The sequence below is a fragment of the Phenylobacterium sp. genome, from assembly GCF_028290885.1.
In the GTDB taxonomy this organism is placed as follows: domain Bacteria; phylum Pseudomonadota; class Alphaproteobacteria; order Caulobacterales; family Caulobacteraceae; genus Phenylobacterium.
In genome coordinates this window covers 1-16285 of sequence record NZ_JAQGIZ010000287.1, presented here as the reverse complement: position 1 = coordinate 16285, position 16285 = coordinate 1, and the positions used below count along the sequence as shown (strand labels likewise).

13 protein-coding genes are annotated in these 16285 nt (G+C 69.7%); 5 read left to right on the top strand and 8 right to left on the bottom strand.

Annotated elements, in window-relative coordinates:
• The first annotated feature begins 72 nt into the window (after window positions 1–72).
• Complete coding sequence (locus tag JWP28_RS18915) at window positions 73–2736, top strand: M1 family metallopeptidase (RefSeq protein ID WP_299545394.1); 2664 nt, start codon at window positions 73–75, stop codon at window positions 2734–2736.
• Here the strand turns inward: JWP28_RS18915 and JWP28_RS18910 are convergent.
• The 8 genes from JWP28_RS18910 to JWP28_RS18875 all read right to left on the bottom strand — a co-directional run bounded on the left by JWP28_RS18910 (window position 2733) and on the right by JWP28_RS18875 (window position 10797).
• Complete coding sequence (locus JWP28_RS18910) at window positions 2733–2978, bottom strand: DUF5961 family protein (RefSeq protein WP_299545392.1); 246 nt, start codon at window positions 2976–2978, stop codon at window positions 2733–2735. The genes JWP28_RS18915 and JWP28_RS18910 overlap by 4 nt on opposite strands.
• An 85-nt stretch (window positions 2979–3063) precedes the next feature.
• A complete protein-coding gene (locus tag JWP28_RS18905) occupies window positions 3064–4113 on the bottom strand; it encodes a sulfate/molybdate ABC transporter ATP-binding protein (protein WP_299545423.1) in 1050 nt (349 codons plus the stop codon).
• A 13-nt stretch (window positions 4114–4126) separates the two neighbouring features.
• The gene (cysW, locus tag JWP28_RS18900) at window positions 4127–4981 is read right to left on the bottom strand and encodes a sulfate ABC transporter permease subunit CysW (RefSeq protein ID WP_299545390.1); all 855 of its coding nucleotides are present in this window, start codon (window positions 4979–4981) and stop codon (window positions 4127–4129) included.
• Entirely contained in the window at window positions 4978–5886 is a 909-nt protein-coding gene (cysT, locus tag JWP28_RS18895; protein WP_299545388.1) for a sulfate ABC transporter permease subunit CysT, read from the bottom strand. The genes cysW and cysT overlap by 4 nt, the downstream gene beginning before the upstream one ends.
• Entirely contained in the window at window positions 5883–6908 is a 1026-nt protein-coding gene (locus JWP28_RS18890; RefSeq protein ID WP_299545386.1) for a sulfate ABC transporter substrate-binding protein, read from the bottom strand. The genes cysT and JWP28_RS18890 overlap by 4 nt, the downstream gene beginning before the upstream one ends.
• 22 nt (window positions 6909–6930) lie before the next feature.
• Window positions 6931–8481, bottom strand: coding sequence for a porin (locus JWP28_RS18885; RefSeq protein ID WP_299545384.1), 1551 nt, complete (start codon window positions 8479–8481; stop codon window positions 6931–6933).
• Window positions 8482–8686: 205 nt separating this feature from the next.
• Window positions 8687–9691, bottom strand: coding sequence for a nitronate monooxygenase family protein (locus JWP28_RS18880; RefSeq protein ID WP_299545382.1), 1005 nt, complete (start codon window positions 9689–9691; stop codon window positions 8687–8689).
• Window positions 9692–9777: 86 nt separating this feature from the next.
• Entirely contained in the window at window positions 9778–10797 is a 1020-nt protein-coding gene (locus JWP28_RS18875; RefSeq protein ID WP_299545380.1) for a HupE/UreJ family protein, read from the bottom strand.
• A 150-nt stretch (window positions 10798–10947) separates the two neighbouring features.
• Here JWP28_RS18875 and JWP28_RS18870 point away from each other — a divergent pair, with 150 nt between their 5' ends.
• From JWP28_RS18870 to JWP28_RS18855, 4 genes are all read left to right on the top strand, one after another.
• Window positions 10948–12900 (top strand): DUF3604 domain-containing protein, encoded by a 1953-nt coding sequence (locus JWP28_RS18870; RefSeq protein WP_299545378.1) that lies wholly within the window; start codon window positions 10948–10950, stop codon window positions 12898–12900.
• A gap of 19 nt (window positions 12901–12919) precedes the next feature.
• Window positions 12920–13792: a peptidylprolyl isomerase gene (locus JWP28_RS18865; RefSeq protein WP_299545377.1), complete on the top strand. Its 873-nt coding sequence runs from the start codon at window positions 12920–12922 to the stop codon at window positions 13790–13792.
• A 62-nt stretch (window positions 13793–13854) separates the two neighbouring features.
• The gene (locus JWP28_RS18860; RefSeq protein WP_299545375.1) at window positions 13855–15285 is read left to right on the top strand and encodes a methylmalonyl-CoA mutase family protein; all 1431 of its coding nucleotides are present in this window, start codon (window positions 13855–13857) and stop codon (window positions 15283–15285) included.
• 169 nt (window positions 15286–15454) lie between these two features.
• On the top strand, window positions 15455–16285 hold an 831-nt coding region (locus JWP28_RS18855; RefSeq protein ID WP_299545374.1), incomplete at its 3' end, for a methylmalonyl-CoA mutase family protein.

The following is a 16285-nucleotide window of genomic DNA, read 5'->3' as shown; positions in this document are numbered from 1 at the left end:
CGCTCTGGCGAAAATTCCGTCCCCTGCCTAAGTTGCCGGCCAATTTCCATCCTGTTCGAGTTCCCCTCCCCCATGAAGTTCGCCGTCGCTCTCGCCGCCGCCCTGCTGGCGGTAAGCACCCCTGCCTGGGCGGCGCCGGCCAAGGCCACCAAGCCCGCGGAGCCCGCCCCCATCGCGGCCCCCATTCCAGCCCACGTGGCCCTGCCCACCGACGTCACGCCCGAACGCTACGACATCGCCATCGCCCCCAGCGCCAAGGACCTGACCTTCGCCGGGCACGAGGCGATCACCATCACCGTCAAGCGCCCGACGGCGCGGATCGTGCTCAACGCCGCCGACATCGCCTTCCAGAAGGTGCGGCTGTCCTGCAGCCCCGAAGCGCCCCGGATCGCGCTCGACAAGACCCTGCAGACCGCGACCTTCACCTTCGCCAAGCCGATCGCGCCCGGCCGCTACACGCTGGCCATCGACTACACCGGGGTGATCTACCAACAGGCCTCCGGCTTCTTCGCCCTCGACTACGCGGGCGGGGGCGGCAAGCAGCGCGCCCTCTTCACCCAGTTCGAGAATTCAGACGCCCGCCGCTTCGCGCCCATGTGGGACGAGCCAGGGGTCAAGGCCGTGTTCGCTCTGACCATTGAGGCGCCCGCCGACCAGATGGCGGTCTCCAACATGCCGGTCGCTGAAGAGATTGTCTCGTCCGATCATCCGACCCCGGTTGGACGCGTGACTTGGAAAACGACCCGCTTCGCCGACACCCCCAAGATGAGCTCCTACCTGCTGTTCCTGGCGCTGGGCGACTTCGAGCGGATCCGCCGCCAGGTCGGCAAGACCGACGTCGGCGTGGTGGTGCGCCGCGGCGACACGGCCAAGGCCCAGTTCGCCCTCGATGCGGCGACGGAGCTGCTGCCCTACTACAACGACTATTTCGGCACGCCCTACCCGCTGCCCAAGCTTGACTTCATCGCCGGGCCCGGCCGCAGCCAGTTCTTCGCGGCCATGGAGAACTGGGGGGCGATTTACTACTTCGACTACGCGCTGCTGGTGGATCCGAAGCTGACCACCGAGGCTGACAAGCAGGACATCTACGTCGATATCGCCCACGAGATGGCGCACCAGTGGTTCGGCGACCTGGTGACCATGGCCTGGTGGGACGACCTGTGGCTCAACGAGGGCTTCGCCTCCTGGATGGAGAACAAGGCCACCGACCACTTCCATCCGGAGTGGAAGATCTGGCTGCAGACCAAGGCCGGCGAGCAGTCCGCCATGCGCACCGACGCGCGTTCCGGCGCCCACCCGGTGATCACTCCGATCCACGACGTCTTCGCGGCGGCCAACGCCTTCGACAACATCACCTACCAGAAGGGCCACGCGGTCATCCACATGCTGGAGACCTATGTCGGCGAGGACGTCTTCCGGGCCGGCGTGCGCAATTACATCGCCCACCACGCCTATGGGAACACGGTCACCAACGACCTCTGGCGCGAGATCGACGCGGTGTCACCGAAGAAGATCACCGGCATCGCCCACGACTTTACCCTGCAGGCCGGCGTGCCGCTGATCACCATCGCCTCTCCGGGCCAGGGGGTTCGGCTGACGCAGTCACGGTTCGGCGCCGATGCGGCCTCAAAGGCCCCCAGGACCTGGCGTACGCCGGTGACCGTCGGGAACATCGGCGAGCCCTGGCGCGTCGTAGTGAGCGCAAACGAGCCCGCCGTGGCCGCAGACGCGGTCACCCGCAACGGCCCGCTGCTCAACGCCGGCCAGACCGGCTATTTCCGCAGCGCCTACGGGCCCGGCCTCTGGGACCGCATCGTCCCGTTGTTCCCCAAGTTCAACCCGGAAGACCAGCTCGGCCTAATCTACGACAGCCGCGCGCTCGGCGAGGCGGGCTATGCGCCCCTCACCGACTTCCTGGCCCTGTCGCGGCATGCCCAGGACGCCGCCGACAGCGTGGTCCTCCGGACCCTCGCCAGCCAGCTTGCCGGCCTCGACGACCTCTACAACGGCCAGCCGGGTCAGAAGGCTTTCCGCGCCTTCGCCCGCGCACGCCTGGCGCCGGCCCTGGCCCGCGTCGGCTGGGACGCCAAGCCCGGCGAGCCCGACAATGACGCCCTGCTGCGCCGCACCGTGTTGACGACGCTGGGCGAGTTCGACGATCCCGCCGTCGTCGCCGAGGCGAAGCGCCGCTTCACCGCCTGGCTCGCCGCACCCGACAGCCTGACCGGCACGACGCGCCAGATCGTGCTTTCGATCGCCGCCAGCCACGCCGACGCCGCGACCTGGGACCAGCTCCACGCGCTCGCCGAGCAGGCCACCGACCCGACGGACAAGACCCGGTTCTACCGCTACCTGGGGATCAGCCACGATCCGGCCCTGGCCGACCGGGCGCTGGCCCTGGCGCTGACCAAGGAGCCGCCGCCGACCGACGCGCCGGAGCTGATCACCGGGGTCGCGGAGAATTTCCCGGACAAGGCCTTCGACTTCGCCGTCGCCCACCGCGCGGCGGTCGACGCCATGGTCGAGCCCACCAGCCGCACCAGCTTCTTCGCCAACCTGGGCGGGGCCGCACGCGACCCCGGCACGGCCGCCAAGCTGACGGCGTTCGCCGCCACCGTCCCGCCCTCGGCCCGCGGCGAGGTCGCCAAGGCCTTGGCCTCGATCAGCTATCGCCTGGAGGTGATCTCAAAACGCCTGCCCGAGGTCGACGCCTGGCTGGCGGCGCACCCCGGTTAGTCGCAAGGCGCGGTCTCGCCGGTCGACAGGTCGACGCGGAAGCACTGGCGCTCGCCGGTCTCGCAGTCCTCGACGAGCAGCGAGACCTCGTCGGCCGCCGCCTCGACGTGACGGTCCTCCAGGAAATGAAGAGCCGCGTCCTCGAAGCTCACGCCCTCCACGAGGTGCGCCCGGGACGGGTTTTCCTCGGCGCCATGCACCGAGAATCGGCGTTGCAACCGGGCTGCGCTGACGGCGGGCATTTTCCAGGGCTCCTCGTTGCTCCGTCCAACGCCCCGACCGCGGAAAGGATTCCAGTAAAGCCGACAGCTCCCCCCAAAATATCCCCTAGCCTGCCGCCGGCCTCGCATAGACCCTCGGCCGCAGCGGCTTGATCCGCAGCGACAGGCCGGGCGCGACGCCGGCCGGCACGTTCGGGCCACGGGCCTCCAGCTCGAAGACCCGGCCTTCGATCAGGCACTCGATCCGCACGTCGGGACCGCGGGCCGCCACCGCCTTGACCTCGCCTGCCAGGCCCGCGCCGTCCGGCGGTGCAAAAGTCACCTCGTCGGGGCGGAAGAACACCTCCACCGGCCCCTGCGGCGCGTCCTTGGGGGCCTTGGTCTCCCAGTCGGCGACGGTCAGCCGTCCGCCCTCGACGGTCCCCGGCAGGCGGCAGGCGGCGCCCAGGAAGTCGTAGACGAAGGGATCGGCGGGGTTCTCGTAGACCTCGTTCGGCGTGCCGAGCTGGATCAGCTTGCCGCCTTTCAGGATCGCCACCCGGTCGGCGAGGTCGAGCGCCTCTTCCTGGTCGTGGGTGACGAACACCGTCGTGACGCCAGCCCGGTCGTGCAGCTCGCGCAGCCAGCGGCGAAGCTCGCGCCGCACCTGGGCGTCCAGCGCCCCGAACGGCTCGTCGAGTAGCAGCATCCTGGGTTCGATGGCCAGCGCCCTGGCCAGCGCCACCCGCTGCCGCTGGCCGCCCGAGAGCTGCGCGGGGAACCGCTTGCCGAGGTCCTCGAGCTGGACCAGCGACAGCAGATCCGCCACGCGGTCGTCGATCTCCGACTTCGAGGGCCGCTCGGACCTGGGCCGCACCTTCAGCCCAAAGGCGATGTTCTGCGCCACGGTCATGTGGCGGAAGAGGGCGTAGTGCTGGAAGACCATGCCGACGCGCCGGCGGCGCACAGGCAGCGCCAGGAAGTCCTCGCCGGCGAAGCGCACCTCGCCCGCGTCCGGCCGCTCCAGCCCGGCCAGCACGCGCAGCAGCGTAGTCTTCCCGGAGCCCGACGGCCCCAGCAGCGCCAGGAACTCCTTGTCCCTCGCCTGCAGCGACACGTCGTTCAGCGCGGGGAACCGGCCGAAGGACTTCGAGATGCCGCTGATCTCCAGCGACAGGGGAGACGTCGCATCAGTGTCGGCGGTTGGCTGAAAGTTCACCGGCATGGCGCCATTCAAGGGAGGTCTTAAGGACCAGGGTGACGAGCCCGAGGGAGGCCAGGAGCGAGGCCGCCGCAAAGGCGCCGACGAAGTCATAGTCATTGTAAAGCACCTCGACGTGAAGCGGGAGCGTGGTCGTCAGGCCCCGGATGTGTCCTGAGACGACCGAGACGGCGCCGAATTCGCCCATGGCCCGGGCGTTGCACAAAAGGACGCCGTAGAGCAGCGCCCAGCGGATGTTCGGAAGGGTGATCTTCCAGAAGGTCGTGAAGCCGCCGGCGCCCAGGGTGAGCGCGGCGGCCTCCTCGTCGGCGCCCTGGTCCTGCATCAGCGGGATCAGCTCTCGCGCGACGAACGGAAAGGTCACCAGGATGGTTGCCAGCACTAGGCCGGTGGTGGCGAAGATGATCTTGATGTCGTGGTCGATCAGCCACGTCCCGAACCAGCCCTGGGCGCCGAACAGCAGCACCCAGACCAGGCCCGAGACGACCGGCGACATGGAGAACGGCAGGTCGATGAGCGTCAAAAGAGCGCTTTTGCCGCGGAACTCGAACTTGGCGATGCACCAGGCCGCCGCGATCCCGAACACCGCGTTCAGCGGCACGGCGATCCCGGCCACCAGCAGGGTCAGCTTCATCGCCGACACCGCGTCCGGATCGCGGATGGAGGCGAGGTACTTGCCGAACCCCTTGGAGAAGGCGTCGCCGAACACCACGAACAGCGGCATCAGCACCAGCACGGCCATCACCACCGCCGAGGCCAGCACCAAGAGGACGGCCAGGCCCGGCAGGCGGACGCTGGAGATCGGGCGCGCCGCGACGGTCATGTCCGCCCACGCCTGGCCAGGAACAGCTGCAGGAGGTTGATCAGGATCAGGCTGCCGAAGGAGATGGCCACCATCGCCAGGCCGATCGCCGCGGCGCCGGCGTAGTCGTACTGCTCCAGCTTGATGACGATGAGCAGCGGGGCGATCTCGGTCTTGCCGGGCAGGTTGCCGGCGATGAACACCACCGAGCCGTACTCGCCGACCGCGCGCGCGAACGCCAGGCTGACGCCGGAGATCAGCGACGGGGCCAGCGTCGGCAGGATCACCAGCACCGCCCGCTGGATGCTGCCGGCGCCCAGCGTAGTCGCCGCCTCCTCCACCTCGCGGTCGAGCTCCTGCAGCACGGGCTGCAGCGAGCGCACGACGAAGGGCAGGCCGATGAACACCAGGGCGATGAAGATCCCCAGCGGCGAATAGGCGGTCTTGATCCCGACCTTGGCGGCTAGCGCGCCCAGCGGGCCGGTCGGCGCATAGAGCGCGGTCAACGCGATGCCGGCCACCGCCGTCGGCAGGGCGAACGGCAGGTCCACCAGGGCGTCGAGGATGCGCCGTCCGGGGAACTCGTACCGGGTCAGCGTCCAGGCCAGCAGGATGCCGAGCGGCGCGTTCAGGAGCGCCGCCAGCGCCGAGAGCCCGAAGGAGAGCTTCAGCGCCGCCGCCACCCGCGGGGCGGCCAAGGCATGCCATACGCCCACAGGCCCCAGCTCCCAGGGCCGGATCGCGAGCGCGACCAGCGGCAGGACGACGATCGCCCCCAGGTAGGCGAGCGTGATCCCCAACGAGACCCCGAACCCGGGGAGGATCGAGTGCTCCACCCACGGCGAACGGCGCGGCCGCTTCGCCGCGGCCGCGCCGTCCGGGACCCGGCCCAGCGATGAAGGAGGGAGGATCGCCTGGTCGGTCATGCGGGCTTGTAGATCTGGTCGAACAGGCCACCGTCGGCGAAGTGGGTGGCCTGCGCCTTCTTCCAGCCGCCGAACGCCTGGTCGATGGTGACCATCGGGATCTGCTTGAAGGACGCCGCGTACCTGGCCGCCGTCGCCGGGTCGCGCGGCCGGTAGTGGTGCTTGCCGATGATGTCCTGGGCGAGCGGGCTATAGAGGAAATTCAGGTAGCCCTGGGCGATGGTGCGGGTCTTGTGCCGGTCGACGTTCTTGTCGAGCAGCGCCACCGGCGGCTCGGCCAGGATCGAGCTCGACGGGTAGACGATGTCGTAGTTCGGCCCGAACTCGTCGAGGGTCAGGAACGCCTCGTTCTCCCAGGACAGCAGCACGTCGCCGATGCGGCGCTGGGCGAAGGTGGTGGTGGCGTCGCGGGCCCCCGCCCCGAGCACCGGCACGTTCTTGTAGAGCTTGGTGATGTAGTCCTTCGCCGCGGCTTCCCCGCCCTGCTTCTGGCCATAGGCGTAGGCCGCCAGATAGGCCCAGCGGGCGCCGCCGGAGGTTTTCGGGTTGGAGACGATGACGCCCACCCCTGGCTTCACCAGGTCGGGCCAGTCGCGGATCTTCCAGGGGTTGCCCTTGCGGACCAGGAACAGGATCGTCGAGGTGTAGGGCGTCGAATTGTTCGGCAGGCGCGACTGCCAGTTGGCCGGGAGCAGCTTGGCGCGCGCGGCGATCTCGTCGATGTCGCCGGCCAGCGCCAGCGTGACCACGTCCGCCTGCAACCCGTCGATCACCGCGCGGGCCTGTTTGCCCGATCCCCCGTGACTCTGCTTGATGTCCAGCACCTCGCCGGTCTTGCCCTTCCAGTAGGTGGCGAAGGCGGCGTTGATGTCCTTGTAGAGCTCGCGCGTCGGGTCGTAGCTGACGTTGAGCAGGGTGATCGGCTTGGCCTGGGCCCAGGCGGGCCCGGCCACCAGCGGCGTGGCGGCGAGGCCGGCGGCGCCGGCCATCAGGCCACGGCGCGAAAGGTCTGAGTGGGTCATTCGGGAATCCCTTGGATGAGGCTCAGAACGCAAACTGCGTGCGGACGGACCAGACGTTGAAGCTCTGGCCGATGTTGGCGCCGGCCGGCGTGAACCAGATCGTGCTGGCCGCCGTCGTCGAATTTGCGGGAGACAGGCGTTCGATGCGGACGTTCTGATAGTCGAGCATCACCCGGGCCACCGAATTCCAATACCAGTTCACCCCGGCCGTGAAGATCTTCTCTTCGCCGCCACGTATACTGCTCCCGCTCTGCAAGGTTCCCAGCGACCCCGGGTCGTAGTTGAGGTTGGAGTTGGAATAGCGGGCGGCGAGTTCCCACGCGCCCCAGCCGCCGTGACCCCAGTTGAACGGGTGGGCCACCGCCGGCGCGTCGAAGGCCGCCGTCTGGGTGTTGTACTTCCGCGCCTCGCCGGTCAGGAGCCATGTCCCCGCCACGTAGTAGCCGTCGAAGTGCGGGTCGGCGAAGCCGTCCGACCGCTGAACGCCGATATGCTCATATTCCGCGAGCAGCAGCAGGTTCTTCCGCTGCGCGGCGAACTCGGCGCCGATCGTGTCGGCATGTTTGGCAGGGATATTGCCGGTGTTGATCAGCCTCGTGCCGTCGACGCGGATCTCGGGCGTATCGCTGAACGACACGGACTGGCCGGTTACGGGCGTGGCGCCGTTCGTGCCCGGGCCGCTGGCGTTCGCCGGACGCGCCACATAGCTGCCATTGACGCCAAGGTGGATCAGCCAGTCCTGGCCGTAGAACGGCGTGCCGGCCAGGCGTCCGGTCAGCCCCAGCTGGTCGCCGAAGGTCTGCGGCACAGCCGCGGCCGTGCCCGTGTTGATCACCCCGACCACCCGGCCGGTGACTGCGCCCGCCGCGAACCAGTGGTCGCCGTAGCCGAACAGCTGGGCGGCCGTGCGGGTGTCGCCGCCGGCCAGGTTGCGAGCCAGGCTGGCCGCCGTCGAGCGCTCCAGGAAGGGCATGGCGTTGGTCGAGCCCTGGTCGTCCAGGCCCAGCGAGGGCGCGAAGGCGCCCACGCGGACGTGGAGCGGCCTGAAGCCGTTGTACTGCACCCAGGTCTCGTAGAGCTGGCCGGTATTCTCCACGCCTGCGCCGCCGAAGTCGAACAGGATGCGGTAGTCCCAGTCCCCGAAGGCCGTGCCGTCGATGCCGATCCGCGAGCGGCGGAACAGGTCGCCGTTCTTCAGGTCGCGGGCATGCGTCAGATCGACGTTGCTCGTCGAGGCGCCCAGCGCCGGGCCGGAACGGCGCAGATCGGTGGCGATGGGGCCGGGAGAGCCCTGATCGTAGGCCGCGGCGTCGAACTGCATGACGCCGTGCAGGGTCGCGCTGAACTTGCCGTCGGCGCTGGTGAAGGTGGGCCTTCCGCCGGCCACCGAGACGGTCGCGGCGCTGTGGACCTCGTCGCGCACCGCCTGGGTCTGGGCGGAGGTCTGGGCCTTCAGGTCCTGGATCTGTGCAGCGAGTTCAGCGTTCTGCCGCTCCAGCGCGTCCAGCCGCGCGACCAGGGCAAGCGCCTGTTCCTGGCTGATGCCGCTGCCTGCCGTAGGCGCTGTGGCCACGGCTTGCGCCAGCGCCGCTGGCGCTGCGCTGCAAAGCAAACCCGCCAGGACGGCGGCGTGGATCGTTCGGCGGAATGGCGCAGGCGCAATCATGCTCGGTCCCCTCACGTTGAGCGAGGCAAAGCTAGGCCGCTTATTCCTACTTAACGACTGGGATTAAGCTGCGGCAGTCCACAGAAATTCTAACGCCGTTAGGCCGCGACGGCTACTCCGCCGCCAACAGCACGCGGCCGGCGGTGAACGCCGTCTTGGCGGCGAGCTCGGCCTTGGCCTCCTCGTACTCGGCCGACAGGCGGGCCACGAGCTCGGCGGCGGTCGGTATCTCCTTCACCGCCCCGATCCCCTGGCCACAGCCCCAGATATCCCGCCAGGCCTTGGCCTTCTGGTTGCCGCCGGAGCCGAAATTCATCGCCGAGGCGTCCGAGATCGGCAGGTTCGCCGGGTCGAGGCCCGCTGCGATGATCGATGGCGTCAGGTAGTTGCCGTGCACGCCGGTGAACAGGTTGGTGTAGGTGATGTCCTCGCCGGTCGAGGCCACGATCATCGCCTGGTAGCCGGGGTCGGCGTTGGCCTCCCGCGTGGCGATGAACGCCGAGCCCACGTAGGCGAGGTCCGCCCCCATCGCCTGGGCGCCCAGCACCGCGCGGCCGTGGGCGATGGCCCCGGAGAGTGCGATCGGCCCGTCGAACCATTCGCGCAGCCCCTGGATCAGGGCGAACGGCGATAGGTGCCCGGCGTGGCCCCCCGCGCCCGCCGCCACCGGGATCAGGCCGTCGGCCCCCTTCTCGATGGCCTTGCGCGCGAAGCGGTCGTTGATCACGTCGTGCAGCACGGTCCCGCCGTAGGAGTGCACCGCGGCGTTGACGTCCTCGCGCGCGCCCAGCGAGGTGATGACGATGGGCGCCTTCCACTTGGTGGTCGCCTCCACGTCGTGCTCCAGCCGGTCGCTGGATTTGTGGACGATGTGGTTCACCGCGAAGGGCGCGGACGGCGCTTCCGGATGGGCGCGGTCCCAGTCGGCCAGCTCCTCGGTGATCCGGTGCAGCCATTCGTCCAGCATCGAGGCCGGCCGCGCGTTCAGCGCCGGGAACGAGCCCACGATGCCGGCCTTGCACTGGGCGATCACCAGGTCCGGGTTGGAGATGATGAACAGCGGGCTGCCGATCACCGGCAGTCGAAGGCGGTCACGCAGGACGGGCGGCAGGGCCATGGGGCGGGGTCCTCAAGCTGGCGTTATATTTACGTTGTACGCAACAAATCTCGAATTTCGCAAGTCTGCCCTTCCGGCCGGCCGGATCAAACCGCGAAGATCCGCTCGATCAGCCAGAAGGCGGCGAACCCGCCGATGAGATAGGCCGGCGCGATCCGGGCGAACACCGCGCTGTCGACCGGCAGGCGGCGACGCACGGCGCGCAGGGCCGCGATCGCCGCCAGCGCGACGCCGATGAAGATCAGCTGGCCGATCTCCACGCCTACGTTGAACAGCAACAGCGCCTCGGGCTCGGCCCCCGCCGGCAGGCCGACCTGGGCCAGCGCTCCGGCGAACGCCAGGCCGTGCAGCAGGCCGAAGGTGAAGGCGATCAGCCAGGGATGGCGATGGGTCAGGGTCTCCGGGCGTCCAGGGACCGGAACCAGTTCGCAGGCCACGAAGACGATGCTCAGCGCCACCAGCGCCTCGATGATCGCCGATGGGAAATGCACGAAACCAAGGGCCGCAAGCGCCAGGGTGATGCTGTGCGCCACGGTGAACGCCGAGACGGCCTTCACCAGCCGCCAGTTCGGACCGACCAGCAAGAGCAGCCCCAGCACGAACATCAGGTGGTCCGCGCCCGTCAGGATGTGCTCGATCCCCAGCCGCAGGTAGGCCGGAATCCGCAGGCCCTTGGGCGCGGCCAGCGCCAGCTTGCGGCTGGGCTCGGCCGGCCGGATGACGTCATTGACGGTTCTGCCGTCCGCCGTGGTCACCCGCAGCAGGACGTCGGTGACCGTCTGCTGCAGCCCCTCGATGCCCACCGTCTGGCCGTCCAGCGGCGGGCCGCCCGAGATATGCCAGGTGCGGATCAGAAAGCCCGGCGAGCCGAACTCGCTCGACGGCGCGCGGTCGATGACCCCTGACGAGAGGTGCGGGACCATGTGGATGGTCATGTCGCCGACCATCGGCTGCTTCCAGACCACGTCGTAGCGGCCGGGCGCGGTCTCGGTGATCTGGATCAGCGCCGGGCGCACCTCGTGCGCCGGCGCCAGCCCTGGCGCGACGACGGCGACCAGCAGGGCGAAGAGAGCGACGAGCCGCCCCGCGAACCTCCGTCGCTGCAAATCCCGCCCCCCGCGCCGTTACCCAAGGTCAGTTTTTGACAGTGACCGGCCAAGAGGACAATCATCCATCGTGACGGATCGCCGGGCTGCCATTGGGCCAGCGAGAACGATCCGCGCGGGCCGCCGACCGGCGAGAGACGGGGAAACAAGATGAAACCGCAACGGCGCCGCATTGCGGCTCGGCTTCTCGCCGCGGCCGCCCTCATGGCCGCCCTCGGCGGAGCAGGCGCAGCGCCCGGACAGGCGCAGAAACCCGGTGCTAAACCCTCCGCGAGGCCTGCGCCGGCCAAGGCCCCGGCCGCGGCGAAATCCGCCGCCCGCCTCCCCGGCTACAACACCGACCGCAACGCCTATTTCGGCGACCTGCACGTCCATACCGGCCTGTCGTTCGACGCCTACATCTTCAACGTGCGCGCCATGCCGGACGACGCCTACCGCTTCGCCAAGGGCGATCCGATCGGTCATGCCGCCGGGTTCGACATCCGGCTGGCAGGCGGTCCGCTGGACTTCACCGCGGTCACCGACCACTCCGAATACATCGGTGCCATGCGCGAGGCGAACGATCCCGCCAGCCCGCTGCACAAGCTACCCTTCGTCCAAGGCCTGTTCAGCCCCGACCCCAAGCAGATCACGGCCGCCTTCGGCAGGATGGTCGCCGGCTTCGAGAGCGGGAAGATGCCCAAGGAGTTCAGCGACCCCGCCATCGCCGGGCGCGCCTGGACCGAGATCCAGCAGGCCGCCGCGCGACACAACGACCCCGGCCGGTTCACTACCTTCGTGGCCTACGAGTACACGTCCGCCCCCGACGGCCGGAACCTGCACCGCAACGTGATCTTCCGCACCGCCAAGGTCCCGGAGCTGCCCTACACCGCCGTGGTATCGAACAACCCGGAGAACCTCTGGAAGACCATGGACGCCTGGCGCGCCAAGGGCGTCGACGTGCTGGCCATCCCGCACAATTCCAACGGCAGCGACGGGCTGATGTTCGAGACCACCAAGCGCGACGGCACGCCGATGGACAAGGCCTATGCCGAGCTTCGGATGCGCAACGAGCCGCTGGCCGAGATCACCCAGATCAAGGGGACCTCGGAGGTGCACCCCTCGCTGGCGCCGAACGACGAATGGGCGAATTTCGAGATCATGGAGCGCTACATCGGCAGCAACAAGCCGGTGACCAAGTTCCACGGCGGCTATGTGCGCGAGGCGCTGAAGGACGGCATCCTGATGCGCGAGACCAAGGGCTTCAACCCGTTCAAGTTCGGCTTCATCGGCTCCAGCGACACCCACAACGCGGCCCCGGGGTCGGTGGAGGAGCGCAACTACTTCTCCAAGGTCGGCCGCGCCGACGGCCTGCCCGCGCAGCGCGGCTCCGTGCCACCCGGCGACGCCAAGACCTGGCCGGCCGACACCCCGGATTCCGCCCACGCCTTGGCCCCCTACCAGGCCTGGGGCGCCTCGGGCCTGGCCGGCGTCTGGGCCGAGGAGAACAGCCGCGAGGCGATCTTCGCGGCGCTCCGGCGCAAGGAGACCTTCGCCACCTCCGGCCCGCGGATCCGCATCCGCTTCTTCGCCGGCTACGACTTCCCCGACGACCTCACGCACCGCGGCGACCTGGTGCGCGAAGCCTACGCCAAGGGCGTGCCCATGGGCTCCGACCTTGCGCCGTCGAAGGGCAAGCCGCCGAGGTTCCTGGTCTGGGGCGTGCGCGACCCCAACTCCGGCTACCTGCAGCGCGCGCAGATCGTGAAGGGCTGGGTGGAGAACGGCGTCGCCAAGGAGCAGGTGTTCGACGTCGCCTGTTCCGACAAGCTGCCGCTCAACAAGACCACCTGGCGCTGCCCGGACAACGGCGCGGGCGTCAACCTGGCCACCTGCGAGCCCGACCGGCTCAAGGGCGACGTGGAGCTCAGGACCCTGTGGACCGACCCCACCTTCAAGCCCGGCCAGCGCGCCTTCTACTATGTGCGCGTCCTGGAGAACCCGTCCTGCCGCTGGTCGACCTGGGACGCCCTGCGCAACGGCACGCCGCCCAACCCGACGCTCGCCAAGACCATCATGGAGCGGGCCTGGTCCTCGCCGATCTGGTATGAGCCCAAGGCCTGACGGCGCGGGCGCAAGGCCCGTGCCGAGTAAAGCGTCCCAAGAGGCGTCCCGGGCCGGCGCGGCGCGGCTCTTCCGCCGCATCGGCCGCGAGCCCCTGACCCACTTCCTGCTGATCGGCGCCCTGCTGTTCGGCGGGCTGACGGTGGCGAAGTCGCTGCAGCGGCCCGTCGTGCGCATCGACGCCCAGGACCTCAACCAGCTGGCCTCCTACTGGGAAATCCAGATGCAGCGGCGGCCGAACAAGGCCGAGCTCAGCTCGATCATCCGCGACCGCATCGACGAGGAACTCTTGGCCCGCGAGGCGCTGCGGCTGGGGCTCGACAAGGGCGACATGATCGTCCGCCGCCGGCTGGCGCAGAAGATGGCCTTCGCCACCGACGATACGGCCGCCGTGACCGAGCCCACCGAAGCGGCCCTGCGCGCCTACTACGCCAGCACGGCCGACCGCTACGCCGCGCCGGCGCGCGTGGCCTTCCAGCAGGTGTTCTTCTCCGGCGACCGGGCGGCGGGCGGGGCCCAGAGGGCCGCGTTGCATGCCCTGGAGCGCGCCCAGGAGGACAATCGCGACCCCTCCGGCGATCCGTTCCTGTTTCCGCTGGCCTATGACGACGTAAGCGTCGGCGACCTCCTGCGGGACTATGGACCCGCCTTCGTCAAGGCGCTGGAGACCGCGCCGATCGGGAGCTGGCAGGGCCCGGTGCTCTCGCCGTACGGCTGGCACCTCGTGAAGGTCAGCGCGCGCCGCCAAGCCGCGGCGATGTCCTTCGAGGCGGTGCGCGACCAGGTGCGCGAGGCCTACCTGGCCGAGCGCCGGGCCGACGCCAACGCCGCCTTCCTGCAGAACCTGCGCAAACGCTATCGCGTTGTGGTGGCGGGCGTGCCGGAGGACTGAGCGGGCGCGCGCTCCCCTAGCGTGAACTTGACGCCGAGGGCTTTGCGGGACCATCACGCGGCATGGCCGACGCCCCTGCCCTCGTCCCAACCCTTGCCGGCGATTTCCCGCCCGCCACCGAAGCCGACTGGCGCGCCCTCGTCGACAAGACGCTGGGCGAGGCGCCGTTCGCGAGCCTCGAGAAGACCACCGTCGAGGGCCTGCCGATCGCGCCGCTCTATGCGCCGGCGGCCAGACCTGCCGCCCCGGCCCGTACGGTCTCCGCCGACCGCGCCTGGGAGGTCGCCACCTCTACCGCCCACCCCGACCCCGCCCGCGCCAACGCCGAGATCTTGGCCGACCTGCGGGGCGGCGCGGCCGCCGCCGTCGTCCGCATCGATCCGACCGGCGAAGCCGGCGTCGCCGTGGGCTCCGCCGACCAGCTCGCCCGCGTCCTCGACGGCGTGATCCTGGAGCTGGCGCCGGTGGGCCTCGACGCCGGCTTCCTGGGTCCGCAGGCGGCCGACTGGCTGGCCGCCGCCGCCAAGGCCTCGCCGAACGCCCTGCTACGCTTCCACCTCGACCCGCTCGGCGCCTACGCCGGGGGCGGCGCCAGCCCCGGCCCCATCGAGGCCCACCTGATCTCCGCGGCCAATGTCGCCGCCCGCCTCGCCGAGACCTATCCGCAAGCCCAGCTGTTCCTGGCCTCCGGCCGGGTTGTCCACGAAGCCGGCGGCGGCGAGGCCCTGGAGGTCGCCTTCGCAGCCTCGGCGGCGGTCGCCTACGCCAAGGCCCTGGGCCGCGCCGGCCTGCCGATGGCCGAGGCCTTCGCCCGGATCACGCTCAGCCTGTCCGCCGACGCCGACTACTTCGCGACCATCGCCAAGCTGCGCGCCGCCCGCGCGGTATGGGCCCGGATCGCGCAAGCCTGCGGCGCGGACACCACCGCCCGCATCGAGGTCCGCTCCTCGCGCCGCATGCTGACCGCCAAGGACGCCTGGACCAATATGATCCGACTCACCGCCGCGGGCTTCGGCGCCGCGGTCGGGGGCGCCGACACGGTGATCCTCGGCCATTTCACCGACGCGCTCGGCCTGCCCACCGAGTTCGCGCGCCGCCAGAGCCGCAATGCCCAGCTGGTCCTGATGGAGGAGGCCCACATCGGCCGCGTCGCCGACCCCGCCGCCGGCGCCGGCTACGTCGAGGCCCTGACCGACGAGATCGCCCGCGCCGCCTGGACCGGGTTCCAGGCGATCGAAGCCGCCGGCGGCGCCATCGCTGCGCTCAACTCCGGCCACCTCGCCCGCCAGGTCGAAACCGCCATCGCCGCGCGCCCCACCCCCAGGATCATCGGCGTCAACGCCTTCCCACCCGCCAAGGACACGCCGGTGGAGGTGGAGGTCGCCGCGGCCCGGTCCGTGGCGGCGCCGACAACGCGGTTGCCGGGCCCGGATAGTTCGTGCCCGCCGCTGAAGCCTATGCGGATCGCGGAAGCTTATGAGGCCGCGAAATGAGGGAAGCCCTGGCAAGCCGGTCTTCCCCCGGTACGGGGGAAGTGGCCCAAGACGCTCTTGCGTCGCGGGTCGATGGGGGAAGTCGAACAACAAGAAATACTTCCCCCATTGTCGCCCGGCTTCGCCATTGGCGACATTTCCCCTGTACCGGGGGAAGGCAGGTCGGCGCATGACCAAATTCCCCGACTTCGCCGCCCTGGCCTTCGACGCGGGCCTGCCCACCCTGCCGCTGCAAACAGGCGACCCTTGGCAAACCCCCGAGGGCATCGCCGTCCGCCCCGCCTACGGCCCCGTCGACACCGCGGGCCTGGACACCCTGGCCGGCTACCCCGGCCTCGCCCCGTTCCTGCGCGGGCCCTACCCCACCATGTACCTGACCAACCCGTGGACCATCCGCCAGTACGCGGGCTTCTCCACGGCGGAGGATTCCAACGCCTTCTACCGCCGCAACCTGGCGGCCGGGCAGATGGGGCTGTCCATCGCCTTCGACCTCGCCACCCACCGCGGCTACGACAGCGACCACCCGCGGGTGAGGGGCGACGTCGGCATGGCGGGCGTCGCCATCGATTCCATCCTCGACATGCGCACGCTGTTCGACGGCATCCCGCTCGACAAGATGAGCGTCTCGATGACCATGAACGGGGCGGTGCTGCCGATCCTGGCGCTCTACATCGTGGCCGGCGAGGAGCAGGGCGTGCCGCACGCCAAGCTCAGCGGCACGATCCAGAACGACATCCTCAAGGAGTTCCTGACCCGGAACACCTACATCTATCCGCCGTCGCCCTCGATGCGGATCGTCTCGGACATCTTCGCCTACACCTCGAAGGAGATGCCCCGCTTCAACTCGATCTCGATCAGCGGCTACCACATGCAGGAAGCCGGGGCGACGCTCTACCTGGAGCTCGCCTACACCCTGGCCGACGGCATCGAATACGTCCGCGCGGGCGTGGCCGCCGGCCTGCCGGTGGACAGCTTCGCGCCCCGCCTGTCGTTCTTCTGG

What these genes read in the sequence shown, in the direction of transcription:
- JWP28_RS18915 (WP_299545394.1), top strand. Translation starts at nt 73, where the DNA reads ATGAAGTTCGCCGTCGCTCTCGCCGCCGCCCTGCTGGCGGTAAGCACC.
- JWP28_RS18910 (WP_299545392.1), bottom strand. Translation starts at nt 2,978, where the DNA reads ATGCCCGCCGTCAGCGCAGCCCGGTTGCAACGCCGATTCTCGGTGCAT.
- cysW (WP_299545390.1), bottom strand. Translation starts at nt 4,981, where the DNA reads ATGACCGTCGCGGCGCGCCCGATCTCCAGCGTCCGCCTGCCGGGCCTG.
- cysT (WP_299545388.1), bottom strand. Translation starts at nt 5,886, where the DNA reads ATGACCGACCAGGCGATCCTCCCTCCTTCATCGCTGGGCCGGGTCCCG.
- JWP28_RS18890 (WP_299545386.1), bottom strand. Translation starts at nt 6,908, where the DNA reads ATGACCCACTCAGACCTTTCGCGCCGTGGCCTGATGGCCGGCGCCGCC.
- JWP28_RS18880 (WP_299545382.1), bottom strand. Translation starts at nt 9,691, where the DNA reads ATGGCCCTGCCGCCCGTCCTGCGTGACCGCCTTCGACTGCCGGTGATC.
- JWP28_RS18870 (WP_299545378.1), top strand. Translation starts at nt 10,948, where the DNA reads ATGAAACCGCAACGGCGCCGCATTGCGGCTCGGCTTCTCGCCGCGGCC.
- JWP28_RS18860 (WP_299545375.1), top strand. Translation starts at nt 13,855, where the DNA reads ATGGCCGACGCCCCTGCCCTCGTCCCAACCCTTGCCGGCGATTTCCCG.